The sequence below is a fragment of the Burkholderia sp. NLJ2 genome, from assembly GCF_049487195.1.
GTDB lineage: Bacteria > Pseudomonadota > Gammaproteobacteria > Burkholderiales > Burkholderiaceae > Burkholderia > Burkholderia pyrrocinia.
The window spans coordinates 3,005,389-3,029,249 of record NZ_CP137808.1; the positions used below are offsets into that span (position 1 = coordinate 3,005,389).

At 67.6% G+C, this 23,861-nt stretch carries 19 protein-coding genes, 1 tRNA gene and 2 pseudogenes; 12 read left to right on the forward strand and 10 right to left on the reverse strand.

The features are described 5' to 3' along the window. The first annotated feature begins 14 nt into the window (after positions 1-14). From R9B84_RS13860 to R9B84_RS13870, 3 genes are all read left to right on the forward strand, one after another. On the forward strand, positions 15-1,562 hold the full coding sequence (locus R9B84_RS13860; protein WP_423758364.1) for a sensor histidine kinase N-terminal domain-containing protein: 1,548 nt from the start codon (positions 15-17) through the stop codon (positions 1,560-1,562). A gap of 226 nt (positions 1,563-1,788) precedes the next feature. After that, the gene (locus R9B84_RS13865; protein ID WP_423758365.1) at positions 1,789-3,447 is read left to right on the forward strand and encodes an MFS transporter; all 1,659 of its coding nucleotides are present in this window, start codon (positions 1,789-1,791) and stop codon (positions 3,445-3,447) included. Between the two features lie 156 nt (positions 3,448-3,603). After that, positions 3,604-3,680, forward strand: a tRNA-Met gene (locus R9B84_RS13870). 270 nt (positions 3,681-3,950) lie between these two features. Here the strand turns inward: R9B84_RS13870 and R9B84_RS13875 are convergent. Further along, entirely contained in the window at positions 3,951-4,925 is a 975-nt protein-coding gene (locus tag R9B84_RS13875; protein WP_423758366.1) for a LysR family transcriptional regulator, read from the reverse strand. A gap of 174 nt (positions 4,926-5,099) precedes the next feature. Next, positions 5,100-6,071: a GlxA family transcriptional regulator gene (locus tag R9B84_RS13880; protein WP_423758367.1), complete on the reverse strand. Its 972-nt coding sequence runs from the start codon at positions 6,069-6,071 to the stop codon at positions 5,100-5,102. Between the two features lie 117 nt (positions 6,072-6,188). Here R9B84_RS13880 and R9B84_RS13885 point away from each other — a divergent pair, with 117 nt between their 5' ends. Continuing rightward, positions 6,189-6,872: a DJ-1/PfpI family protein gene (locus R9B84_RS13885; RefSeq protein WP_423758368.1), complete on the forward strand. Its 684-nt coding sequence runs from the start codon at positions 6,189-6,191 to the stop codon at positions 6,870-6,872. A 59-nt stretch (positions 6,873-6,931) separates the two neighbouring features. Beyond that, positions 6,932-7,243 carry a cupin gene (locus tag R9B84_RS13890; RefSeq protein ID WP_423758369.1) on the forward strand — a complete coding sequence of 104 codons (312 nt, stop codon included), beginning with the start codon at positions 6,932-6,934 and terminating at the stop codon, positions 7,241-7,243. A gap of 4 nt (positions 7,244-7,247) precedes the next feature. On the opposite strand, the pseudogene R9B84_RS13895 reads toward R9B84_RS13890, so the two are convergent. Together R9B84_RS13895 and R9B84_RS13900 are read right to left on the reverse strand one after the other, a co-directional pair. Continuing rightward, a pseudogene (locus R9B84_RS13895) lies at positions 7,248-7,370 on the reverse strand (porin); the annotation flags it as partial. Beyond that, positions 7,367-7,759, reverse strand: coding sequence for an MAPEG family protein (locus tag R9B84_RS13900; RefSeq protein ID WP_423758370.1), 393 nt, complete (start codon positions 7,757-7,759; stop codon positions 7,367-7,369). The pseudogene R9B84_RS13895 and the gene R9B84_RS13900, both read right to left, overlap by 4 nt. Positions 7,760-8,180: 421 nt before the next feature. Here R9B84_RS13900 and R9B84_RS13905 point away from each other — a divergent pair, with 421 nt between their 5' ends. Continuing rightward, positions 8,181-11,288: a transglycosylase domain-containing protein gene (locus R9B84_RS13905; protein WP_423758371.1), complete on the forward strand. Its 3,108-nt coding sequence runs from the start codon at positions 8,181-8,183 to the stop codon at positions 11,286-11,288. Between the two features lie 34 nt (positions 11,289-11,322). Here the strand turns inward: R9B84_RS13905 and R9B84_RS13910 are convergent, their stop codons facing one another. Continuing rightward, positions 11,323-11,670, reverse strand: coding sequence for a GFA family protein (locus R9B84_RS13910; protein ID WP_423758372.1), 348 nt, complete (start codon positions 11,668-11,670; stop codon positions 11,323-11,325). 153 nt (positions 11,671-11,823) lie between these two features. Here R9B84_RS13910 and R9B84_RS13915 point away from each other — a divergent pair. Continuing rightward, positions 11,824-12,083 (forward strand): annotated as a pseudogene (locus R9B84_RS13915) (DUF1272 domain-containing protein). A gap of 27 nt (positions 12,084-12,110) precedes the next feature. Here the strand turns inward: R9B84_RS13915 and R9B84_RS13920 are convergent. Further along, positions 12,111-12,794, reverse strand: coding sequence for a FadR/GntR family transcriptional regulator (locus R9B84_RS13920; RefSeq protein ID WP_423760004.1), 684 nt, complete (start codon positions 12,792-12,794; stop codon positions 12,111-12,113). Positions 12,795-12,949: 155 nt separating this feature from the next. Between R9B84_RS13920 and dgoD the strand changes: the two genes are divergently transcribed. After that, a complete protein-coding gene (gene dgoD, locus R9B84_RS13925) occupies positions 12,950-14,098 on the forward strand; it encodes a galactonate dehydratase (RefSeq protein WP_423758373.1) in 1,149 nt (382 codons plus the stop codon). A gap of 156 nt (positions 14,099-14,254) precedes the next feature. Here the strand turns inward: dgoD and R9B84_RS13930 are convergent, their stop codons facing one another. Further along, positions 14,255-15,187 (reverse strand): CopD family protein, encoded by a 933-nt coding sequence (locus tag R9B84_RS13930; RefSeq protein ID WP_423758374.1) that lies wholly within the window; start codon positions 15,185-15,187, stop codon positions 14,255-14,257. Between the two features lie 378 nt (positions 15,188-15,565). On the opposite strand from R9B84_RS13930, the gene R9B84_RS13935 reads away from it, so the two are divergent. From R9B84_RS13935 to R9B84_RS13945, 3 genes are all read left to right on the forward strand, one after another. Continuing rightward, positions 15,566-16,330, forward strand: coding sequence for a c-type cytochrome (locus tag R9B84_RS13935; protein ID WP_423758375.1), 765 nt, complete (start codon positions 15,566-15,568; stop codon positions 16,328-16,330). 19 nt (positions 16,331-16,349) lie between these two features. Continuing rightward, positions 16,350-17,648 (forward strand): c-type cytochrome, encoded by a 1,299-nt coding sequence (locus R9B84_RS13940; RefSeq protein ID WP_423758376.1) that lies wholly within the window; start codon positions 16,350-16,352, stop codon positions 17,646-17,648. Positions 17,649-17,775: 127 nt separating this feature from the next. Then, positions 17,776-19,224: a DEAD/DEAH box helicase gene (locus tag R9B84_RS13945; RefSeq protein ID WP_423758377.1), complete on the forward strand. Its 1,449-nt coding sequence runs from the start codon at positions 17,776-17,778 to the stop codon at positions 19,222-19,224. Here R9B84_RS13945 and R9B84_RS13950 read toward each other — a convergent pair. The 3 genes from R9B84_RS13950 to R9B84_RS13960 form a co-directional block, all read right to left on the reverse strand. Beyond that, a complete protein-coding gene (locus tag R9B84_RS13950) occupies positions 19,218-19,724 on the reverse strand; it encodes a hypothetical protein (RefSeq protein ID WP_423758378.1) in 507 nt (168 codons plus the stop codon). The two genes, R9B84_RS13945 and R9B84_RS13950, sit on opposite strands and share 7 nt — an antisense overlap. Before the next feature lie 70 nt (positions 19,725-19,794). Next, on the reverse strand, positions 19,795-20,622 hold the full coding sequence (locus R9B84_RS13955) for a ferritin-like domain-containing protein (protein WP_262536286.1): 828 nt from the start codon (positions 20,620-20,622) through the stop codon (positions 19,795-19,797). Between the two features lie 315 nt (positions 20,623-20,937). Then, on the reverse strand, positions 20,938-22,578 hold the full coding sequence (locus R9B84_RS13960; protein ID WP_423758379.1) for a gamma-glutamyltransferase family protein: 1,641 nt from the start codon (positions 22,576-22,578) through the stop codon (positions 20,938-20,940). A 213-nt stretch (positions 22,579-22,791) separates the two neighbouring features. On the opposite strand from R9B84_RS13960, the gene R9B84_RS13965 reads away from it, so the two are divergent. Next, positions 22,792-23,571: a DeoR/GlpR family DNA-binding transcription regulator gene (locus R9B84_RS13965; RefSeq protein ID WP_040141834.1), complete on the forward strand. Its 780-nt coding sequence runs from the start codon at positions 22,792-22,794 to the stop codon at positions 23,569-23,571. The last annotated feature ends 290 nt before the right edge of the window (positions 23,572-23,861 follow it).

Consider the following 23,861-nt stretch of genomic DNA (forward strand, 5'->3'; position numbering starts at 1 on the left):
CGGGCGTCGCCGCGATGGCCACGCCGGCCCATTCCCGCCACCCGACCGGCGCGCCGTCGTCGGCCGCCGACGAGGCGCGCGACGCGCGCTACGAGAACCCGTTCGCACCGCCCGACGAAACCGATGCGGCCGAGGCCCCGCGCCCGCGCTCGCTGTTCGGCGAAATCCTCGACTGGATGCTCGCGCCGCTGCTGCTGCTGTGGCCGATGAGCATCGCCGTCACCTATCTCGTCGCGAAAACGATCGCGAACAGCCCGTTCGACCGCACGCTTGAAACCAACGCATACGTGCTCGCACGGCAGATCCACCCGGTCAACGGTGTCGCCGAGCTGACGCTGCCGGAGCAGGCGCGCGACTTCCTGCGCGCGGACAACGTCGACAGCGTTTACTTCCAGGTGCTCGGCACGCGCGGCGAGCTGGTCGCGGGCGAAGCCGACATGCCGCTGCCGCGCGACGAGGACCGCCCGCCGCCGGGCGTCGTCGTGTTTCGCGACGACCTGCTGCGCGGCAACGACGTGCGCGTCGCGTATACGACGGTCGCGCTGCCGCAAGCGAGCGGCGTGCAGCCCGTGCTCGTGCAGGTCGGCGAGACGCTCGACAAGCGCAACGCGCTCGCGAACGACATCATCAAGGGCGTGATCCTGCCGCAGTTCGTGATCCTGCCGCTCGCGATCCTGCTCGTCTGGTTCGGGCTGTCGCGCGGGCTCGCGCCGCTCAACGCGCTGCAGGCGCACATCCGCGCGCGGCGGCCCGACGACCTGTCGCCCGTCGAGGCGCAGCGCGCGCCGCCCGAGATCGAACCGCTCGTCACGTCGTTCAACGACCTGCTCGCGCGTCTCGAACAGAACATGGCGCTGCAAAAGCGCTTCATCGCCGACGCCGCGCACCAGATGAAGACGCCGCTCGCGGGCCTGCGCACGCAGGCCGAGTTCGCGCTGCGCCACCCCGTCCCGCCCGACGTGCAGCGCTCGCTCGAGCAGATCGCGACGAGCTCCGAGCAGGCCGCGCGGCTCGTCACGCAACTGCTTGCGCTCGCGCGCGCCGAGAACCGCGCGAGCGGGCTCACGTTCGAGCCGGTCGAGATCGCCGCGCTCGCGCGGCGCGCGGTGCGCGACTGGGTGCAGGCCGCGCTCGCGAAGCGGATGGATCTCGGTTACGAAGGCCCGCCGGACGACGCGCCGCTCGACGTCGACGGCAATCCGGTGATGCTGCGCGAGATGCTCGGCAACCTGATCGACAACGCGATCCGCTACACGCCGGCAGGCGGCCGCATCACCGTGCGCGTGCATGCCGAGCCCGCGGCGCGGCTCGTGCATCTCGAAGTCGAGGACACGGGCCCCGGCATCCCGACCGCCGAGCGCGAGCGCGTCGTCGAGCGCTTCTACCGGATCCTCGGCCGCGAAGGCGACGGCAGCGGCCTCGGGCTCGCGATCGTGCGCGAAATCGCCACGCAGCACGGCGGCACGCTGACGCTCGACGATCACGTCTACCAGCAGGCGCCCCGCCTCGCCGGCACGCTCGTGCGCATCAGCCTGCCGCTGGCGGAAGCCGCCCCGGATTAACCCTGACGCGCACCGCAGCAACGCGCCGCAATCGCGCCGAAACCGGCGGTTTGCCGGACGTTCGCGCCACAATCGACGCGCGAAGCTCCCGATTCGTCGCGGGTTAACACGCAGTCGTTTTATCCGCGCAAGTCAGTGCGCCGTAAGTTTCCGTGCCAATAATCGTCGACAGGCCCGCCCACCCAAGGCGGCCGCATATCTATATCAAGGGACTTGGAGACGATTCATGGCAACGTTAGGCGGGCAAATTTCGCACGCGCCGATGACGGGCGAAGAAAAGAAGGTGATCTTCGCGTCGTCGCTCGGGACCGTGTTCGAGTGGTACGACTTTTACCTGGCCGGGTCACTCGCGGCCTACATCAGCAAGAGCTTCTTCTCCGGCGTCAATCCGACCGCCGCATTCATCTTCACGCTGCTCGGCTTCGCGGCCGGCTTCGCGGTTCGACCGTTCGGCGCGATCGTGTTCGGCCGGCTCGGCGACATGGTGGGACGCAAGCACACGTTCCTCGTGACGATCGTGATCATGGGCATCTCGACGTTCGTGGTCGGGTTCCTGCCCGGCTACGCGTCGATCGGCATCGCCGCGCCCGTGATCTTCATCGCGATGCGGCTGTTGCAGGGCCTCGCGCTCGGCGGCGAGTACGGCGGTGCGGCGACCTACGTCGCCGAGCATGCGCCGGCGAACCGTCGCGGCTTCTACACCGCGTGGATCCAGACGACCGCGACGCTCGGGCTGTTCCTGTCGCTGCTCGTGATCCTCGGCGTGCGCACGTTCATCGGCGAGGAAGCGTTCGGCAGCTGGGGCTGGCGCATTCCGTTCGTCGCATCGATCGCACTGCTCGCGGTGTCGGTGTGGATCCGGCTGCAGTTGAACGAATCGCCGGTGTTCCTGCGCATCAAGGCGGAAGGCAAGACGTCGAAGGCACCGCTGACCGAAGCGTTCGGCCAGTGGAAGAACCTGAAGATCGTGATCATCGCGCTCGTCGGCCTGACGGCCGGCCAGGCCGTCGTGTGGTACACGGGCCAGTTCTACGCGCTGTTCTTCCTCACGCAGACGCTGAAGGTCGACGGTGCAAGCGCGAACATCCTGATCGCGATCGCGCTCCTGATCGGCACGCCGTTCTTCCTGTTCTTCGGTTCGCTGTCGGACAAGATCGGCCGCAAGCCGATCATCCTCGCGGGCTGCCTGATCGCGGCGCTGACCTACTTCCCGCTGTTCAAGGCGCTCACGCACTACGCGAACCCGCAGCTCGAGATCGCCACGCAGAAGGCGCCGATCACCGTCGTCGCCGATCCGGCCACCTGCTCGTTCCAGTTCAACCCGGTCGGCACGTCGAAGTTCACCGACTCGTGCGACATCGCGAAGAGCGCGCTCGCGAAGGCCGGCCTGAACTACGAGAACGTCGCGGCGCCGGCCGGCACGACCGCGCAGATCAAGGTGGGCGACACCGTGATCGACGCGTACGACGCCAAGGGGGCTGACGCAAAGGCGAAGGGGGCGGCGTTCGACAAGACGCTCGCGACCACGCTGAAGTCGGCGGGCTATCCGGCGAAGGCCGACCCCGCGCAGCTCAACTGGCCGATGACGATCGTGATCCTGACGATCCTCGTGATCTACGTGACGATGGTCTACGGGCCGATCGCCGCGATGCTGGTCGAGATGTTCCCGACGCGGATCCGCTATACGTCGATGTCGCTGCCGTATCACATCGGCAACGGCTGGTTCGGCGGCTTCCTGCCGGCAACCGCGTTCGCGATCGTCGCGGCGAAGGGCAACATCTATTCGGGGCTCTGGTATCCGATCATCATCGCGCTGGCCACGTTCGTGATCGGCCTGCTGTTCGTCAAGGAGACGAAGGACTCGAACATCTACGCGCAGGATTGAGGTCAAGGCGCGGGCTGGCGGCGGTCACCGGGCTTGCCCCGGTGACTGGCAACCGGCTCCGCGACGAGGCCGGCTCGGGCTGCCGGCAACTTTTTTCACGGAAGATGAAAAAAGGTGTTGACAGCCAGAAGCCTCATCGGCATAATTTATTTCTTCGGCGAATTAGCTCAGTCGGTTAGAGCGACGGAATCATAATCCGCAGGTCCGGGGTTCGAATCCCTGATTCGCCACCAAATGCAAAAAGGGCCCAGCGCAAGCTGGGCCCTTTTTCTTTGCGCCTCAAAGTACTTCTCTCCGCAAAACGCTCCCGGTCGCGGTCGGCATCGTACGACGTCCCTCAGCGATTCCCATGAATCGAAAACCTGCGGCGAGTCGAAGACAGCGAAACCCTGGAAATGCCGGGCATGGAATTCACAGCGCTTCTGCCGTAAGGCAAAACAATCGACGGCGTTTGATGATTCCTATGAAACCGGCGCAGCCGACAACCAGGCCGCACCGCCCCATCACGCCGCCACCGACCCTCTCTCCAGCTTCGCCGCATGCGCAAGCACCTTGCCGCGCCAGTTCTCGCCGCCCTCCAGCGCCGGTGTCGACTCGAACACCTCCGCGATCCAGTCGGCGAACACGCGCACCTTCTGCGACAAATGCCGGTTGTGCGGATAGACGATCGAGATCGGCTTCGGCTTCGGATTGCAGTCGGGCAGCACCTCGACCAGCGACCCGTCGAGCAGGTTCGGCAGCACCATGAACAGCGTCGGCTGGATCATCCCGAACCCTTCGAGCCCGCACGTCACGTAGGCATCCGAATCGTTGACCGTGACGTCACCGCTCATCCGTACCTCGACCGGCTTGCCGTCGATCATGAACACCCACGGAATTGCACGCGCGCCGTGGCTCGCACGAAAATTCACCGCATGATGTTCGGCGAGATCGGCAATCTCGTGCGGCTCGCCATGACGCGCGACGTAATCGGGCGACGCGCAGGTGACTCGCTTCAGCATCCCGATGCGCCGCGCGACCATCGACGAATCCTCGAGCGGCCCGACCCGGATCATGCAGTCGATGCCCTCCTCGACCGGATCCACGTAGCGATCGGAAAGCCCCAGCTCGAGCGTGATGTCCGGATAGCGCTGCCGGAAAATCGACAGCGACGGCAGCACGATGCGCCGCCCGAGCGAGCTCGGCATGTGGACGCGCAGCACGCCGCTCGGCTTGCGGTTGCCGGTCTGGAAGCTCGCGTCGGCTTCCGCGATCTCCGCGATGATCTTCATGCAATGCTCGTAGTACGCGGCGCCTTCCGGCGTCAGCGACAGCCGGCGCGTCGTCCGGTGCATCAGGCGCACGCCGAGCAGCGCCTCGAGATTCTGGATGATGGTCGTGACCGACGCGCGCGGCATCGCGAGCGTGTCGGCCGCGCGCGTAAAGCTGTTCGCGTCGACCACACGGGTAAAAACTTCCATTGCCTGGATTCGGTCCATGCTGCCCCCCTTCGAATCGCCAACAGAACAGAATAGAGCGCGCGGCGGGCGCGGCACAAGCCCCCACCTATTGTTCTCCAATCCTGAATAGTCTCGGCATTTCGCACTGGAAAATGATCGGTTTTCGTTCAGCTCCAGACGGCAACCGCTCCGGCCCCGATCGCGCACCGCGCGTTACCGCACGAACCGCTCCCGATACGCCTGCGGCGACACGCCCAGCACACGCACGAAGCTGCGCCGCAACGTCTCCTCCGAACCGAATCCGCATCGCGCGGCGATCCGCTTGACGGGCCAGGTCGTTTCGCCGAGCAGGCGCTGCGCGGCCTCGACGCGGATCTGCTCGACCGCGCGCGCGGGCGTGCGGCCGGTTCCCGCGCGATAGTGGCGCACGAAGCTGCGCTCGCTCATGCGCACGCGCTCGGCCAGCGCGGGCACCGACAGGTCGGCCGCCAGGTGCTCGGCCATCCACGCATGCAGTTCGCCGAACCGGTCGTCGGTGCGCTGCATCGACAGCATCGCGCTGAACTGCGCCTGTCCGCCCGGACGCTTCAGGAACACGACGAGTTCGCGCGCGGCGTCGAGCGCGGTCGCCCGCCCGAGATCCTCCTCGACCAGCGCGAGCGCAAGATCGATGCCGGCCGTCACGCCGGCCGACGTCCACAGCGCGCCTTCGCGGATGAAGATCGGATCGGCTTCGACGCGCACGTTCGGGTAGCGCGCCGCGAATTCGTCGCAGCGCGCCCAGTGCGTGACCGCGCGCCGTCCGTCGAGCAAGCCGGCCTCGGCGAGCAGGAACGCGCCGGTGCAGACCGACGCCACGCGCCGCGCACGCGCCGCCTGCTGCCGCACCCAGCGCACCAGCCGGGCATCCTGCGATGCCGCGTACACGCCCTTGCCGCCGGCGACGATCACCGTATCGGGACGGCGCGCGGCCGAGCGCAGCGACTCGGCCATCACGACGAGGCCCGACGACGTCTCGATGGGCCCGGCGTCGGCCGCGACGACGCGCGGCGCATACGGCGCCGGTTGCCCGCGCTCCAGCGCGAGTTCGTTGACGGACGCGAACACCTGCAGCGGCCCCGACACGTCGAGCAATTGCGCGCGAGGGAACGCGAGGATCAGGATCGAGCGCGGGGTGGCAGGCATGGCGATTGGCTGAAAACGTGGGCGATATGGCAATTTCGCCAAACACTACGCGCCTAGAATCGATCTGTCCATCGTGTACCGGCAACGGCGCGTTCCTCTTCCACCCGGAGTCTTCGCATGACCCTGCATATCGGCCTTCTCGTGTTTCCCGGCGTCCAGCAACTCGATCTCACCGGCCCGCACGACGTGCTCGCATCGCTGCCCGACACAACCGTCCACCTGGTCTGGAAGTCGCGCGACGCCATCGCGTCGAGCAGCGGCCTTGCGCTCGCGCCGACCTGCACGTTCGACGACTGCCCGCCGCTCGACGTGATCTGCGTTCCAGGCGGCATCGGGATCAACGACCTGCTGCTCGATGCCGAAACGATCGCGTTCGTGCAGCAGCGCGCGGCCACGGCGCGCTACGTGACGTCGGTCTGCACGGGCGCGTTGCTGCTCGGCGTGGCAGGCCTGCTGCGCGGGCGGCGCGCGACGACGCACTGGGCGTTCCACGCGTTGCTCGAACCGCTGGGTGCGGTGCCCGTGCGCGAGCGCGTCGTGCGCGACGGCAACCTGATCACCGGTGGCGGCGTGACGGCCGGCATCGACTTCGCGCTGACGATCGCCGCGGAACTGGCCGGCGACGAAGAGGCGCAGGCGATCCAGCTTCAGCTCGAATACGCGCCCGCGCCGCCGTTCGACGCCGGCTCGCCCGACACCGCACCGGCATCGATCGTGAAGCTGGCCACCGAACGGTCGGCGGCCAGCTTCGCGAAGCGCAAGCAGACGATCGAGCAGGCGCTGCGCGCGATGTCTCACTGAATGCGGGCGCGGGGAAATTGACTGGAAGACGACGCGCATTCGCGCAGGAGAACATATCGATGAACATCATCCGCAGCGCGGCATTCACCGCGGACCGCCCGTGGGACGCGCTCGACATCGCGAACCTGAACGGCATCACGGTCCGGCTGCACTGGACCGACCAGCCGTATCGATGGCATGTGAACGACGGGGAGGAAGTGCTCGCGGTGCTCGACGGTCGCATCGAGATGCGCTACCGCGAAGCGGGCATCGAGCACGCAACGGTGCTCGAAACCGGCGACGTCTTCCACGCGACGGTCGGCACCGAGCACGTCGCGCATCCGCTCGGCGAAGCGCGCATCCTCGTGATCGAGGCGGAAGGCAGCGTCTGACGGCGGTCGAGTCGGTGCCCGACGCGCGCTGGTAGACGGCGGTCAGAGACACGTCGGTGCGCTTCGACAGGAAGTCATCGAGCCCTGCCGCGACCGGGTGATACGTCGCGCCGTCGCGGCCGCTCAGACGAACAGCGCAATGCACAGCGCGGCGCCGCACAGATACGTGCCGAGCGCACCGATGAAACGCACGGGATTCGGCCTGGCCATCGTCGGCCACGCGAGCAATCCGATCACGAGCAGGCAGCGGCATGCGGTCGCCGCGACGATCAGCGACAGGATCGCGCGCGACGGATCGTGTGCGCCGAAATAAAGAAACAGCACCGCGAGAAACGGCGCGTATTCGGCCGTGTTGCCGTGCGCGCGCACGATCTTGTGCAATCCGTCGGTCGGATCGGGCGCACACCCGGACCCGGTGGTGCACCGAAAGCGCGTGACGGACACGACGAGCCCGAGCCCGAACAGCAGCAGCCCGAGGATGGCCGTGCAAACGAGCGCGACGGGATGGATCGGCATGGGACTCCCGGCGAAGGCGGAAATGCGCTGCAGATTCGGCGATCGTACCCGCGGCCGGCGCGCGCGGCTATCGCGGAAAACCGTAGCGTCGCCGCGCGCCGCCCACGATTTCACGAACAGGATCCGGCCCGAATTGCCGCGATACCGCAGCGCACGAAACCGGTGCAACGACCGCCTGCCCGGCCGCCCGAGCCTGCCCGCCGACACCCTTGTCACGCGGACGCTTCAGCGCCGAACGCGCAAACGTTAGCCCGCGACGGCGCGCGCCGCCGCGCCGCAACGCCGGTTGCCGGGCGTCACAGGCACGTGCGTTGCGTCGGCGCATCTCGGTAGTGAACCACCCTTGGCAGCCCGCGGTTGAGGACTACACTAATTCTTAATGGGGTGCGGCCGGAGCCCGTGCCTTCAGGGAGACGCCGCCATGAATCGGCCGCTGAATCGTATCCTGCCGCGCGTGACCGGTCTTGCATCGGTCTGGACGTGGGTCAAGTGGTCTTTGCTGGCCGCGCTGGTGATCGCGGTGGCGATCGTTGCGCGACTCGTGCAGACCGAGATCGAAACGTCCCGGCTGCAGGCGCACTATCTGTCCGAGCTCACCCGCGATGTCGGCTACACGGTCGAAACGGGCGCGAGCGATCACATCCGCTTTCCCGCGAACGGTCCGTACGACCAGCGCTTCGGCTACGCGATGATTCCGTCGTTCCAGGAGCGGCTGCTCGCACGCGGCTTCGTCGTCGGCAAGCAGGCGCGCGATTCGCAGCGGATGCTGTCGCTCGGCGATCGCGGGTTGTTCCTCCCTTATGACGAGAAGGACCAGGCGGGCCTGATGCTGTTCGACTCGACCGGCGCGCCGCTGTTTTCGACGGTGTTCCCGCAGCGCGTCTACGCCGACTTCGACACGGTGCCGCGCGTGGTCGTCGATTCGCTGCTGTTCATCGAGGATCGCTACCTGCTCGACGCGAACGAACCGAACCGCAACCCGGCGATCGACTGGGGGCGCTTCGGCCGCGCGGTCGCCGACCAGGCACTGCACGTCGTCAACCGTCACCAGGCGCGCCCGGGCGGCAGCACGCTTGCGACGCAGATCGAGAAATTCCGCCATTCGCCTGAGGGTCGCACCGCGACGCCGCCCGAGAAGCTGCGGCAGATTGCGTCCGCGTCGATCCGCGCGTACCTGAACGGCCCGCAGACGATGCTCGCGCGCCGCACGATCGTCGTGCACTACCTGAACTCGGTGCCGCTCGCCGCGCGGCCGCATATCGGCGAAATCACCGGCATCGGCGACGGTCTCGCCGCCTGGTACGGCCGCGACTTCAACGACGTGAACCGGATCCTGTCCGCGCCGACGACCGGCGACAACGTCGACGAGCAGGGCAAGACGTTCCGCGAGGTGCTGTCGCTGATCATCGCGCAGCGCGCGCCGTCGTACTTCCTCAACCACGGCTATCCGGCGCTGCAGCGGCTGACCGACAGCTACCTGCGGCTGCTGTCGAACGGCGGCGTGATCTCACCTGCATTGCGCGACGCCGCGCTGTCCGCGCAGATCGAGCGCAGCGCGCCGCCCGCCGCCGCGCAGGTGCAGTCGTTCGTGTCGCGCAAGGCCGTGACGTCCGCGCGCGCATCGCTGCTGTCGGCCCTCGGCATCAGCGACGTGTACCAGCTCGACCAGTTCGACCTGGAGGCGACCAGCACGCTCGACAACGGCGTGCAGCGGGCCGTCGCCGAAAGGCTCGCGAAGGCGTCGACGCGCGACGGCGCGCAGGCCGCCGGCCTCTACGGCTACGAGATGCTCGCACCGAAGGACGATCCGTCGCATCTCACGTACAGCTTCACGCTGTACGAACGTCGCAACGGCGCGAACATGCTGCGCGTGCAGACCGACAGCGTGAACGAGCCGTTCGACGTGAATCGCGGCGGCCGCATCAACCTCGGCTCGACCGCGAAACTGCGCACGCTGATCACGTACCTGCAGATCGTTTCCGACCTGCATGCGCGCTATGCGAACCTGTCGAACGCGGAGCTTGCCCGCGTGAAGCCCGACCCAGCCGACGGGCTGTCGCACTGGGCGCTCGACTATCTGTCGCATACGCGCGACCGCTCGCTGCAGGCGATGCTCGACGCGGCCGTCGAACGCAAGTATTCGGCGAGCCCCGACGTGTTCTACACGGGCGGCGGCGCGCAGGTGTTCTCGAACTTCGAGAAGTCGGACAACGGCCGCATCCTGACGCTGCACGCGGCGTTCGAGCATTCGGTCAACCTCGTGTTCGTGCGGCTGATGCGCGACATCGTCCACTACGAGACGCTGCAGGTGGCCGGCCCGTCGTCGTCGTGGCTCGGCGATCCCGAACAGCGCCGGCATTACCTGCAGCAGTTCGTCGACGGCGAAAGCCAGGTCTACGTGAAGCGCTACTACACGCGCTATGCGGGCAAGGCGCCCGACAACGCGCTGGCGCTGATGCTGAAGGACGTGCGCAAGTCGCCGCCGAAGATCGCGACGGTGCTGCGCAGCGTCGCGCCGAACGAGTCGCTCGCGTGGTTCGATGCGCAGATGCGCGCGCAACTGAAGGGCACGCCGGCCGCGACGCTGTCCGACGACGATCTCGCCGCGCTCTACGCGAAGTACGCGATCGACCGCTTCAACCTCAACGATCGCGGCTATATCGCGAGCGTGCACCCGCTCGCGCTGTGGACGCTCAACTACCTGCGCGCGCATCCGACCGCGTCGCTCGGCGATGTCCAGCGCGACAGCCGCGATGCGCGTTTCTACACGTACTCGTGGCTGTACAAGACGCGCTACCACGCGACCCAGGACCGGCGCATCCGCCGCATGGTCGAGCTGCGCGCATATGCGGAGATCACGAAGTCGTGGCGCGCGCTCGGCTACCCGTTCGCGGAAGTCACGCCGTCCTATGCGGCGGCGATCGGCGCATCGGGCGACCAGCCCGACGCGCTCGCGAAACTGATCGGGCTGATCGCGAACGGCGGCCAGAAAGCGCCGACCGAGACGATCACGCGGCTCGACTTCGCGAAGGGCACGCCGTACGAGACGCGCTTCGTGCGCGCGGCCGCGCAGCCGCAGCCGACGCTGTCGCCGGAGATCGTCAACGTCGCGCACACGCTGCTGCGCGACGTCGTGCTCAGCGGCACCGCGCGTCGCCTTGCGGGCGGCTTCACGCTGCCCGACGGCAAGACGCTCGAGGTATACGGCAAGACGGGGACGGGCGACCAGCGCTTCAACGTCTACGCGCGCGGCGCGCGGCTGATCGAGTCGCGCAAGGTGAACCGCAGCGGCACGTTCGTGTTCGTGCTCGGCGACCGGTTCTTCGGGGTCCTGACGGCGACCGCACACGAACCGTATGCGGCACGCTACGATTTCACGAGCGCGATGGCCGTGCAGTTGCTGAAGTCGATGGCGCCGGCGCTCGCACCGCTGATCGAACGCCCGACCGGCACCGGCGCGCGCACCGCGGGCCCCGCGCCGCACGCGGAAATGCCCGCGCCGGGCACCGCCGCGGGGCAACCGTCCTGACCGCGGCGCGTACGTTCAATCGATGACACGCCGCTCAGTGCGAGCGGCCGTCGTAGTGCGTGACCGGCAGCGCGTCGAGGTCGACATCCTCTACGCAGCGCACGTTGATCGCGGCCATCGCGGTGCCGTTCGGATGAACGCCCTCGGCGAACGGATGCATCCCGCAGCGCTTGCAGAAGCGATGCTCGATCACGTGTTTGTTGAACAGGTAGGTCGCGAGGTTCTCGTCGGGCGTGAGGAGCTTCATGTGGTCGCGCGGCACGAACCACATCAGCGCGCCCTTGCGCTGACAGATCGAGCAGTTGCACGCCATCACGCCCTGCAGCTCGCCTTCCACCTCGAACTTCACGTCTCCACAATGACAGCTTCCGCGATAAAGCATGGTTGTCTCCCGGTGCGGCCCGCGCGCATCGGCGGCGCCCGGACGGGACACCGTTGGCCAGGCCGATTCAAGCAGGTACAGTAGCGCGCACATGCGCCGCACGCAATGTCCGGCGGCGCCCGTCCCGACCCTCCCCAACCAAGGAAAACCGTCATGCTCGAACTGCGCCCCGGCTGCGAATGCTGCGACAAGGACCTGCCGCCCGATTCGGCGGATGCGCGCATCTGCACGTTCGAATGCACGCGGGCGGCGAGCCGTTCTGCGCGACCTGCGCCGACGACGTGCTGAAAGGCCGCTGCCCGAACTGCGGCGGCGACCTGGTCGTGCGCCCGCGGCGGCCGGCGAGCCTGCTCGCGAAATACCCGGCATCGACGGAACGCATCCACAAGCCGGGCGGCTGCGCACCCGCCTGACGACGCCGCACCGCCCGCCCCTTTCCGTCACGACATCTCGATCCGCGCGCGCGTCACCGCGAGCAGCGCCGCCATTGCGCGGCGCGCGCCGTCCTCGTCGCGCACGCGGATCGCGTCGCTGACGGCCGTATGCTCGGCAAGCGACGCGTTGTACACATCCGCGCGGCGCGCATTCAGATGCAGTTGCGCCTCGAGCGTGCGATCGATCAGCGCGCCGAGCGGCACCAGCAGTTCGTTGCCGCCGGCCGCGAGCACGCTCAGGTGAAAGCGCAGGTCGGCGCGCACCCATTCGTCGACGTTGCGCGCGGCGGCCATCGCGCGCGCCGCGTCGTCGACCGCGTCGAACGCTTCCGGCGTATGCGCGCGCGCGGCAAGCGCGGCCGCGTACGGCTCGATCATCTCGCGCATCTCCTGCAGCTTCAGCGCGAACGCGAGCGGCGGCGCGACGCGCGCGTACCAGTCGAGCAGGTCGGCGTCGAGCAGGTTCCACGCGTGGCGCGGCCGCACGCGCGTGCCGACCTTCGGCCGCGATTCGACCAGCCCCTTCGACGTCAGCGTGCGAAGCGCCTCGCGCATCACCGTGCGGCTCACGCCGTACATCTCCATCAGGTCGGGCTCCCTCGGCAGCAGCGATTCGGGCGGATAGTCGCCGCGCAGGATCGCCGTCGCAAGCCGGAAGGCCGTCTGTCCATGCAGGTCGTGTTGAATGATCGTTCTCCGTTGGGCCGGCGTGCCGGCTGCCCACTATCTGCACAATAGTGCTATTAATACTATTTTTTATCGGGCTACGCTAGGATAACAGTGAAAGCACGCGACCGTGCGCCGCGCCCGAGTGCCCGCGCCGGTCAACCATGGAGACTCGCATCGTGAAAATCACCCGCCTCGAAACTTTCGTCGTCCCGCCGCGCTGGCTGTTCCTCAAGATCGAAACCGACGAGGGCATCGTCGGCTGGGGCGAGCCGATCGTCGAAGGCCGCGCGCACACGGTCGAGGCCGCGGTGCAGGAGCTGGCCGACTACCTCGTCGGCCGCGACCCGCTGCTGATCGAGGATCACTGGCAGGTGATGTACCGCGCGGGCTTCTACCGCGGCGGCCCGATCATGATGAGCGCGATCGCGGGCGTCGACCAGGCGCTGTGGGACATCAAGGGCAAGCATCACGGCGTGCCGGTGCACGCGCTGCTGGGCGGCCAGGTGCGCGATCGCATCAAGGTGTATTCGTGGATCGGCGGCGACCGGCCGAGCGACGTCGCGAACAATGCGCGCGCGGTCGTCGAGCGCGGCTTCAAGGCCGTGAAGATGAACGGCTCCGAGGAACTGCAGATCGTCGATACCTACGACAAGGTCGAGCAGGTGATCGCGAACGTCGCGGCCGTGCGCGACGCGGTCGGCCCGCATGTCGGGATCGGCGTCGACTTCCACGGCCGCGTGCACAAGCCGATGGCGAAGGTGCTTGCGAAGGAGCTCGACCCGTACAAGCTGATGTTCATCGAGGAGCCGGTGCTGTCGGAGAACGCCGAGGCGCTGCGCGACATCGTCAACCAGACCAACACGCCGATCGCGCTCGGCGAACGGCTGTACTCGCGCTGGGACTTCAAGCACATCCTCGCGGGCGGCTACGTGGACATCATCCAGCCCGACGCGTCGCACGCGGGCGGCATCACCGAGTGCCGCAAGATCGCGACGCTCGCGGAAAGCTACGACATCGCGCTCGCGCTGCACTGCCCGCTCGGCCCGATCGCGCTCGCCGCGTGCCTGCAGCTCGATGCGGTCAGCTACAACGCGTTCATCCAGGAGCAGAGCCTCGGCATCCACTACAACCAGGGCAACGACCTGCTCGACTACCTGCACAACCCCGACGTGTTCCGCTATGAGGACGGCTTCGTCGCGATCCCGCAGGGCCCGGGGCTCGGCATCGACGTCAACGAGGAGAAGGTGCGCGAGATGGCGAAGACGGGCCATCGCTGGCGCAACCCGGTGTGGCGCCACGCGGACGGCAGCGTCGCCGAGTGGTGAGCGCGATGCGCATCGCGCGCGGCTGCGGCCCGCGCGGTACGCATCGGCTTCAGCGCGGCCGCCCGACAGGCGGCCGTTTTTACGTGAGCGGCGCGACGAGCGACACGTGCCGGGCACGCGCCGGCGACCTTGCGTCGCGCCGCGCGGAACCCGCCGTCAGCCGAGTGCCGCGAATCCCGGCACGCTGGAGGACAGCACGGCGGCCGCGACGAACACGCCGATCATCGTCATCGCCTCGAGATGCAGGATGTTGCGGAACGTGTGCGCATCCTCGGTCGACGCGGTGCGCCGCAAGCGCGGCAGCGCCGAGAAGCGGTTCAGGCCGCCGAGCACGAGCGCGAGTGCGACGAGCAGCAGCTTCAGCAGCAACACGCGCCCCCACGTGCTGCCGTCGAGCGGCGCGAGCGAACCGCCGAGCCCGCGCAGCGCATTGAGCACGCCCGCCCCGAGCACGAATACGACCGCGACGATCGACGTCCGCGACAGGTGCTGGCCGATGCGGATCAGCGCGCCGCGTGCGACCGACGAACCGAGCACCGGCAGCACCGCGAGCCCGCCCGCGAGCACGAGGCCGCCCCACACGGCCGTCGCGAGCAGGTGCAGCGTCTGCACGCCGACCGCTGCGGACAGCGCGCCCGTATCGGCCGCATGGCCGAGCGATGCCTTGCCGGCCGCGACCACGATCACCGCGAGCCACAGCACCGCGTGCGCGACCGGGCCGTCCGGCTTGCCGAGCGCGACGATCGCGAGCACCACCGCACCGGCGAACGCGACGCTCCACGCGAAGCCCGCGTGCGTCTGCATCAGCACGACGGGAATCGCGGCGAACGCGCCGCCGAGCCCCGCGCCGCTCATCGTCGCGGCCTCGTAGACCAGCCAGCCGAGATCCGCGAGCACGAGCGCCAGCGCCGCCGCGACCAGCGAATGTTGCGCGCGCAGCCACGCGGGATGCGAAGGCGAGACGACCGGCCGCGCGCCGTCCTTGCCGAGCCACGCCTTGAGCAGCGCCGAGCCGACCGCCATCGCGAACGCGGCGTCCATCAGCGCCGCGAGCGCGACCTGCCCGATCCACAAGCTGTCGAACTTCATTGCGCGCACCCTCCCGGAAACGGCCGGCCGGCAGCGCGGCGGCAACGGGACAGACAGCGGGAACGAGGCAACGGCACGGTAGAAAGCGTCATCGATGAATCCGGAAACGGGAGAAATGACTGGACCTGCGGCGGAGGCGGCGCCGCGCGACCCGCGAGTGTACGGTCTTCGATGGTGAAAGCGCACGCCGGTTCACTTCGCTGCTGTGCAATACGCGTCAAATTGTCGCAAGTCGCAAACAGACAGGAACCGACGTCCTTTTGCCAAATAGCCGTCATTACCCATCGATGATAGAATGCCGCGTCGCAGCAGCCCGGCTGTCCTGCCGTCCATGCGCCGAGCCGATCGTAGCCCGGACAAGGTCCCCGACGAATAATCATGGAGTCTCGTGTGTCTTCAAGACGCCTCTTCCGTCCGCTGCTCGCCGGTCTTTTGATCGGCGGAGCGGGCCTTATGAGCGCTGCCCAAGCGCAGACCAAGCCCACGGAGCAAGCGCACGCCCAGCAGGCGCCGCTCAAGGCACCCGATACGATGGCCGAGCGCGTGCGCGGCTGTACCGCATGCCACGGCGTCCACGGCCAGGGCACGGACAACGACTACTTCCCGCGTCTTGCCGGCAAGCCGGCCGAGTACCTGTACAACCAGCTCGTCAACTTCCGTGATGGCCGGCGCAAGTACCCGCCGATGAACTATCTGCTGACGTACCTGAACGACGACTACCTGCGCGAAATCGCCGAGCACTTCTCGGCCGAACGCCCGCCGTACCCGACGCCGGCGAAGCCGACGCTGCCGGCCGCGACGCTCGCGCGCGGCAAGCAGCTCGTCACGCAAGGCGACCCGTCCCGCAAGCTGCCGGCCTGCGTGGCCTGCCACGGCGCGACGCTGACCGGCATGCAGCCGGCGATCCCGGGCCTCGTCGGCCTGCACGCCGATTACCTGAGCGCACAGCTCGGCGCCTGGCGCTCGGGCAACCGCCACGCGAAGGCACCGGATTGCATGCACGACATCGCAGCAAAGCTTTCCGACGAAGACGTGACGGCCGTGACCGCATGGCTCGCCGCGCAACCGGCGCCCGCCAACCCCGTGCCGGCCCCGGCGCGCTCGATGAAGACTCCGCTCGCCTGCGGCAGCGAACCGCAATAAGGCAAGGGAGACAGACACAATGAAACGCAAGTCCCTGTTTGCACTCTCGGCTGTCGCGATCGTCGCGGCTGCCGCCCTCGTGCCGGTCCTGTGGCCGGGCAACGACACGCTGCACGGCGCTGCCGCCGTCGCGGCCACGCCGGCCGACCAGGCCGCGCTGATCAAGAAGGGCGAATACCTCGCGCGCGTCGGCGACTGTATCGCGTGCCACACCGTGCGCGGCGGCAAGTCGTTCGCGGGCGGCCTGCCGATGGCGACGCCGTTCGGCACGATGTACACGCCGAACATCACGCCGGACGACAAGGATGGCATCGGCAAGTGGACGTCGGACGACTTCTACCGCGCGATGCACACGGGTCGCTCGAAGGACGGCAGCCTGCTCTACCCGGGCTTCCCGTTCGCGAGCTACACGAAGGTCACGCGCGCGGATTCGGACGCGATCTTCGCGTACCTGCGCTCGGTCGCACCGGTGTCGGTGCCGAGCCGTCCGCACGAACTGAAGTTCCCGTTCAACAACCGCAACCTGCTGATCGGCTGGCGCACGCTGTTCTTCAAGGAAGGCGAGTACAAGCCGGATCCGACGAAGTCGGTCGAATGGAACCGCGGCGCCTACCTCGTCGAAGGCCTCGGCCACTGCTCGATGTGCCACACGTCGATCAACATGATGGGCGGCCCGGTGAGCTCGTCGGCGTTCGCAGGCGGCCTGATCCCGCTGCAGAACTGGTATGCGCCGTCGCTGACGAACGACAAGGAACTCGGCCTCGGCGACTGGCACGTGCAGGAGCTGTCCGACCTGCTGCAAGCCGGCGTGTCGCACAAGGGCGCGGTGTTCGGCCCGATGGCGGACGTGGTCCACAACAGCCTGCAGTACATGAGCGACGAAGATACGCGCGCGATGTCGACGTACCTGAAGTCGATCCCGCAGAAGGCTGAAGCACCGAAGAACATGCAGTACGAGCCGTCGAAGCAGTTCGGCAATGCGCTGTTCGATCAGGGCAAGAAGATCTACGCCGACAACTGCGCGACCTGCCACGCCGAAACCGGCGCGGGCAAGCCGCCGGCATACCCGCCGCTCGCGGGCAACCACTCGATCATGATGGAATCGGCGGTCAACCCGATCCGCATGGTGCTGAATGGTGGCTATCCGCCGAGCACGTTCAAGAATCCGCGTCCGTACGGCATGCCGCCGTTCGCGCAGTCGCTGTCGAACCAGGAAGTCGCAGCCGTAGTAACGTATATCCGGATGTCGTGGGGCAACAACGGTACGCCGATCTCGCCGCAACAGGTGAGCGACCTGCGTTCCGCGCCGCTTGACTAAATAAAGCGTGACGCAAACGGGGCGCGGCTGCGGGAAACCGCAGCCGCGCCCCTTTGCTTTTTGCGACGCCAGTCCCCGCGCAGGCCGCGCGAGGTGTCGCCGATCATAAAACTCCAGAGTGGTATCTATGTCTTTCGAATCTCTCGGCTTGGCCGAACCGCTTGTCAAGGCGGTCAACGAGCTCGGCTACACGTCGCCGACTCCGATCCAGCAGCAGGCGATCCCTGCTGTCCTCGGCGGCGGCGACCTGCTCGCCGGCGCACAAACGGGCACCGGCAAGACCGCCGGCTTCACGCTGCCGATCCTGCAGCGCCTGCACACGTACTACGCCGAGCATCGCGGCGCGAAGCGCGCGGTGCGCGCGCTGATCCTCACGCCGACGCGCGAACTCGCCGCTCAGGTCGAGGAAAGTGTCCGCGCCTACAGCAAGTACCTGAAGCTGCGCTCGACCGTGATGTTCGGCGGCGTCAGCATCAATCCGCAGATCGATGCGCTCAAGCGCGGCGTCGACATCGTCGTCGCGACGCCAGGCCGCCTGCTCGATCACATGCAGCAGAAGACGATCGACCTGTCGGATCTCGACATCCTCGTGCTCGACGAAGCCGACCGGATGCTCGACATGGGCTTCATCCACGACATCAAGCGCGTGCTCGCGAAGCTGCCGCCGCAGCGCCAGAACCTGCTGTTCTCGGCGACTTTCTCCGACGAGATCAAGGCGCTCGCCGACAGCCTGCTCGACTCGCCCGCGCTGATCGAAGTCGCGCGCCGCAACACGACCGCCGAGAGCGTCGCGCAGAAGATCCACCCGGTCGACCGCGACCGCAAGCGCGAGCTGCTCACGCACCTGATCCGCGAACACAACTGGTTCCAGGTGCTCGTGTTCACGCGCACCAAGCACGGCGCAAACCGGCTCGCCGAACAGTTGACCAAGGACGGCATCAGCGCGATGGCGATCCACGGCAACAAGAGCCAGTCGGCACGCACGCGCGCGCTCGCGGAATTCAAGAACAGCACGCTGCAGGTGCTCGTCGCGACCGATATCGCCGCGCGCGGGATCGACATCGACCAGTTGCCGCACGTCGTCAACTTCGACCTGCCGAACGTGCCCGAGGATTACGTGCACCGGATCGGCCGCACGGGCCGCGCGGGCGCGACCGGCGAAGCCGTGTCGCTCGTGTGCGTCGACGAGAAGCTGCTGCTGCGCGACATCGAGCGGCTGATCAAGCGCGAGATTCCGCAGGAAGTGATCGCGGGCTTCGAGCCCGATCCGAACGTGAAGCCGGAGCCGATCCAGCAGCGCCGCGGGCAGCAACAGCCGCGCAGTGGTGGCGGTGGTGGCGGCGGCAATCGCCAGCCGCGCGCAGGCGGCTCAGGCCAGCAGCCGGCCGCGAAGCGCGATGGCAACGCGCAACCGAAAGCATCGCAGCAGAAGGCCGCGAAGCCGCGCACGCAAGGCGGTGCCGGCGGCAGCGGCGGACGCCCGGCGGGCGGCGGCAACAGCGCCCGCCCCGCGAACGGCAACGCCGCGCACCCGAACCGCAACCGTTCGTCGCGCAGCGGCCAGCGCGGTCACTGAAGCCGCGCGGCCGCGCGCCGCAGGTGCTCGACCTGGCGTTGCCAGCGCGCGAGCACCGCGGCGCGCTCCCCTTCCAGCGTGAACGTGACACCTGTCGCGAGACGCGCATAGCCGACCCGCTGCGCATCGCCGTGCGCGATCGTCGCAGCGAATCCGGCCAGTCCGCCGAAATCGCCTTCGAGCGGCTCGATCCTCAATTGCGCCTGAAAGAACGCGCCGTCCGCGACGAGCGTCAGCGCGGCCGCGCGCCGGTGCGCGAGCGCGCGCGCCGCACGCGATTGCGGCCATAACGCCAGCAGCAGCGTGCGCGCATCGTGCGCATAGATCTCGCCGACGCCGAGCAGCGTCGTGCGCAACTGGCCATCGTCGGTCGCGACGATCAGCGATGCGGCGATGTCGGCATGACGCTCGAGCGCGGTGCCATCGAACAGCGATACGACGGCCGGCGGCCACGCGTCGAACGTCCATTGTTCGAGCGCGTGGCGATGGGTATCGGTCATGGTGGCGTGGCCCTGGTGCAGATCGGAGACGATGCCGCAAGCATACGCGCGACCGGCCGGGCCGCTGCGATCAGCGCAAGAATACGTGCCGCGTGATCTTCGTGAGCGGATAGTGGACGCCCGGCTGGATCTTCGCGGGCAGGTCGAGCGGCTTGAGCAGCATCTTCACGCACATGTCGGCCGACAGGTTGCGTCGCACGAGCGTACTGATGCGCGCGGCGCGCTCGCGGTTGTACTGGCTGTCGCCGACGCGATCCGGATAGCGGACCGCGAACACGTGGCGCAGCGCGATCTCGGAATCCTCGTTCTTGATTTCCATCACGCGGCGCATCAGCGCACCGAGCACCGCGAGCCGGCCATTGCCTTCGAGCTTGTTGTACTTCTTGAAGAATTTGAAGAAGTGCTTGTAGTGACGCACTTCGTCGGTCCGGATGTTGTCGGTGATTTCCTTCAGCACGGGCTCGTCGGAGCATTCGTTGATCGCACGATAGAGCGTGGCCGTGCCCGTCTCGACGACGCAGCGCGCGACCATCTCGAGTGCGCGGGTCTTCTCGAATGCCTCGACCTTGCAGGTCTTCGAATACTCGGCGAAGAAATTCGCGAACGCGGTATCCCAGTCGAACTCGGGCCACACGTGCGCGATGTACGCCTTCAGCGCGCGGCCATGCTGCAATTCTTCGTGCTCCCATGCATTGTTGAGCCATGCGGAGACTTCCGGATCGTCGTTGAAGAACTGGCTCAGATTGCTCGTGTAGAGATCCGAGCCGCTTTCGATGAACGACGACGCGCACAGCAGCAGCAGCAGATCCTCGTTCGCGGCGGCACGCTGACGATCGATCCGGTTCAGGTCGATGTCCTCGATTCGCCACGGCATGACATGCGTCGTTTTAGTGTCCATGGTGGTGCGCTCCCAGTCGTCGCACGGGGGCCCGGCCCATGCCTTCGGCACAGGCGCCAGCCGTCCCGCAGGCGGCGTTTTACTTGCGTTTATAGTGAATCGGTCCGGCCGAACCATCCTGGCATCTTAGCCGGACTTTGATGTTCGTGCTCCAGAGCACTGACCATGCCTGACAGGCGCAGTTCCTCGCCGTCTGTTGCCGTTCGTTAGACGAGTCCTTCGAACTGCTTGCAGCCGTTCAGTGGGACGGGCCGCGCCAAACGAAACGGGCGGCCGTTCGGCCGCCCGTCGAGCGCATGAAATGGAGGCGATCCGTCAGAAACCAGCCGCCAGGCCGTCGCGCCGGCTGTCGCTCGCAGCCACGTAACCGCGCTCGCGATCGTCGCGATCGAGACGCCAGATGAACTGCCCCGAACCGAAATCCATGTAAGGATCGTCGATCGACTTGATCGTATGGCCGCGTACAGCCAGCGCGTCGACGGTCGCGCGATTCATCGTCGCTTCGACGTCGAGCGTGAAGTCGCGGTTGACCTTCCAGCGCGGCGCATCGCATGCAGCCTGCGGCTGCTGGCCGTAGCCGAGCATCCGCACGACGGTCTGCAAGTGACCCTGCGGCTGCATGTCGCCGCCCATCACGCCGAAGCTCATCACGGCCTCGGTGCGGCCGTCGACCTGCTCGGTGACGAACGCCGGGATGATCGTGTGGAACGGCCGCTTGCCGCCCGCGACGACGTTCGGCGAAGCCGGATCCATCGAGAAGCCGTGCCCGCGGTTCTGCAGCGCAATGCCGGTGCCGGGCACGACGAGCCCCGAACCGAAGCCCATGTAGTTCGACTGGATGAAGCTCACCATCATCCCGCGCTCGTCGGCCGCCGACAGGTAGATCGTGCCGCCCGAATGCGGACGGCCGGCGCCGAAGTGCGTCGCGCGCGCGGGATCGATCTGCTTCGCGCGTTCGGCGAGATACGCATCGTCGAGCATCTGCTCGGGCGTGACTTTCATCGCACGCGGATCGGCGACGTAGCGATAGACGTCCGCGAATGCGAGCTTCATCGCCTCGATCTGCAGATGCTGCGAGTCGACCGAATCGACCGGCCACTCGGTCACGCCCGCATGCTCGGCGATCCCGAGCGCGATCAGCGCGGCAATGCCCTGCCCGTTGGGCGGGATCTCGTGAATCGCGTGACGGCCGAAGCGCTTGCCGATCGGCTCGACCCATTCCGGCCGGTATGCGCGCAGGTCGGCTTCGGTCAGCGCGCCGCCGCCTTCGCGGGCGAACGCCGCGATGCGCTCGGCGAGCGCGCCTTCATAGAACGCACGGGCGCCGTCCTTCGCGAGGGTGCGCAGCGTCTGCGCATGGCCCGGCAGGCACACGCGTTCGCCGACGAGCGGTGCACGGCCGCGCGGCATGAAAGTCTCCGCGAAGCCCGGCAGGCCCTGCAGCGCGGGCACCGCCGCCGCCCACTTGTGCGCGACGATCGGCGGCACCGCATAACCGCGCTCCGCGATCTCGATCGCCGGCTCGAGCAGGTCCGCGAACGGCAGCGAGCCGAACTTCGCGTGCAGCGCTTCCCAGCCCGCGATCACGCCCGGCACGGTGACGGTGTCCCAGCCGCGCGTCGGCTTGTTCGCGATGCCGTGCGCATCCTCGCCGTGGCGCTTGCGGAAATAGTCGACGTTCCACGCGGCCGGCGCGACGCCCGATGCGTTCAGCCCGGACAGCCGCTCGCCGTCCCACACGAGTGCGAACGCATCGCCGCCGAGCCCGCACGACACGGGCTCGACGACGGTAATCGCGGCCGCGGCGGCCAGCGCCGCGTCGACCGCGTTGCCGCCTTTCCACAGCATCCGCAGCCCGGCCTGCGCGGCGAGCGGGTGCGACGTCGACACGACGTTGCGCGCGAATACCGGGATGCGGGTCGTCGGATACGGGTTGTGCCAGTTGAAGCCAGTCATCGGTGCCACCTCGTCGAAAGCCGAATGAACGCGCGCCCGCTTGCGCGGGCAGTCCGCCATTGCAGCGCGATCAGCCCAATCGCACAAATTCATTTGTCACATGAATCCATGCGATTTCTGCATGAATTGCAGCCTGCCGTGCCGGCCAGGCCGGCCGAACGCCGTTGCCGCCCTTACAATACCCGCTCCGTCTCACGACACGACCATCGAGCCATGACCCGAGATCCCCGCCTCACCCTCAACGCGCGCCAGCAGGAACTGCTCGAATGGGTGCAGCGCGACGGCTTCGTGACCGTCGACGATCTCGCCGCGCACTTCGCGGTGACGCCGCAGACGATCCGCCGCGACGTGAACTGGCTCGCCGACCTGAACCTGCTGCGCCGCTACCACGGCGGCGCGAGCCTGCCGACCAGCTCGGAGAACGTGTCGTACACGGCGCGCCAGCGGATGTTCCACGACGAGAAGCGGCGCATCGCGGCGCTCGCGGCGTCGCACATCCCCGACCAGGCGTCGCTGTTCATCAACCTCGGCACGACGACCGAGGAAGTCGCGCGCGCACTGAACCGCCACCACGGGCTGCACGTGATCACGAACAACCTGAACGTCGCGTCGATGATGAGCGGCTACCCCGACTGCGAAGTGCTGATCACGGGCGGCATCGTGCGGCCGTGGGACAAGGGCATCGTCGGCGAGCTCGCGATCGACTTCATCCGCCAGTTCAAGGTCGACTACGCGATCATCGGCACGTCGGCGATCGAGGCCGACGGCACGCTGCGCGACTTCGACACGCGCGAGGTGCGTGTCGCCGAGGCGATCATGCAGCATGCGCGCACGGTCTACCTCGTGGCCGACCATTCGAAGGTCGGCCGCCCGGCGCTGGTGCGCCAGGGCCACCTGAGCCAGGTACACGCGCTCTTTACCGACAAGCCGCTGCCGCCGGAAATGGCCGACACGGTGGCGGCCGCCGGCACCCAGGTGTACGTCGCGGAATGACGCTTGCGATGCTGCACCGCACCCGAAACTTCAAGTGAAATCAAGAAGTTGGCGCCGCGAGCGGACCGCTTGCGGTGCATTCTTCTGTCAAACGGAAAATTAACGGGGCACGATTTGTCGTTGCCTGCGTGCTCGACTAGACTCCAGTTCCCCGGTCCGTTCGCCCGACCGCCTGTGCCAGGGCGTGAGCGAACACTTCAGGGCCGGCGAATACAGCTTTCCCCCCAAGCCATACCCCCCGGGGTATCGTGCGTCGGCGTTTGCGCCGGCCGCGCGGGCAGACCGGATGC

Bases quoted from the DNA above. Each gene is read 5' to 3' on its own strand.
- R9B84_RS13930 (WP_423758374.1), bottom strand. From the start codon at position 15,187: ATGAAGTTCGACAGCTTGTGGATCGGGCAGGTCGCGCTCGCGGCGCTG.
- R9B84_RS13910 (WP_423758372.1), bottom strand. From the start codon at position 11,670: ATGCTTTATCGCGGAAGCTGTCATTGTGGAGACGTGAAGTTCGAGGTG.
- R9B84_RS13880 (WP_423758367.1), bottom strand. From the start codon at position 6,071: ATGCCTGCCACCCCGCGCTCGATCCTGATCCTCGCGTTCCCTCGCGCG.
- R9B84_RS13890 (WP_423758369.1), top strand. From the start codon at position 6,932: ATGAACATCATCCGCAGCGCGGCATTCACCGCGGACCGCCCGTGGGAC.
- R9B84_RS13865 (WP_423758365.1), top strand. From the start codon at position 1,789: ATGGCAACGTTAGGCGGGCAAATTTCGCACGCGCCGATGACGGGCGAA.
- R9B84_RS13935 (WP_423758375.1), top strand. From the start codon at position 15,566: ATGGAGTCTCGTGTGTCTTCAAGACGCCTCTTCCGTCCGCTGCTCGCC.
- R9B84_RS13875 (WP_423758366.1), bottom strand. From the start codon at position 4,925: ATGGACCGAATCCAGGCAATGGAAGTTTTTACCCGTGTGGTCGACGCG.
- R9B84_RS13905 (WP_423758371.1), top strand. From the start codon at position 8,181: ATGAATCGGCCGCTGAATCGTATCCTGCCGCGCGTGACCGGTCTTGCA.
- R9B84_RS13960 (WP_423758379.1), bottom strand. From the start codon at position 22,578: ATGACTGGCTTCAACTGGCACAACCCGTATCCGACGACCCGCATCCCG.
- R9B84_RS13860 (WP_423758364.1), top strand. From the start codon at position 15: ATGGCCACGCCGGCCCATTCCCGCCACCCGACCGGCGCGCCGTCGTCG.
- R9B84_RS13965 (WP_040141834.1), top strand. From the start codon at position 22,792: ATGACCCGAGATCCCCGCCTCACCCTCAACGCGCGCCAGCAGGAACTG.
- R9B84_RS13945 (WP_423758377.1), top strand. From the start codon at position 17,776: ATGTCTTTCGAATCTCTCGGCTTGGCCGAACCGCTTGTCAAGGCGGTC.
- R9B84_RS13950 (WP_423758378.1), bottom strand. From the start codon at position 19,724: ATGACCGATACCCATCGCCACGCGCTCGAACAATGGACGTTCGACGCG.
- R9B84_RS13900 (WP_423758370.1), bottom strand. From the start codon at position 7,759: ATGCCGATCCATCCCGTCGCGCTCGTTTGCACGGCCATCCTCGGGCTG.
- R9B84_RS13940 (WP_423758376.1), top strand. From the start codon at position 16,350: ATGAAACGCAAGTCCCTGTTTGCACTCTCGGCTGTCGCGATCGTCGCG.
- R9B84_RS13955 (WP_262536286.1), bottom strand. From the start codon at position 20,622: ATGGACACTAAAACGACGCATGTCATGCCGTGGCGAATCGAGGACATC.
- R9B84_RS13885 (WP_423758368.1), top strand. From the start codon at position 6,189: ATGACCCTGCATATCGGCCTTCTCGTGTTTCCCGGCGTCCAGCAACTC.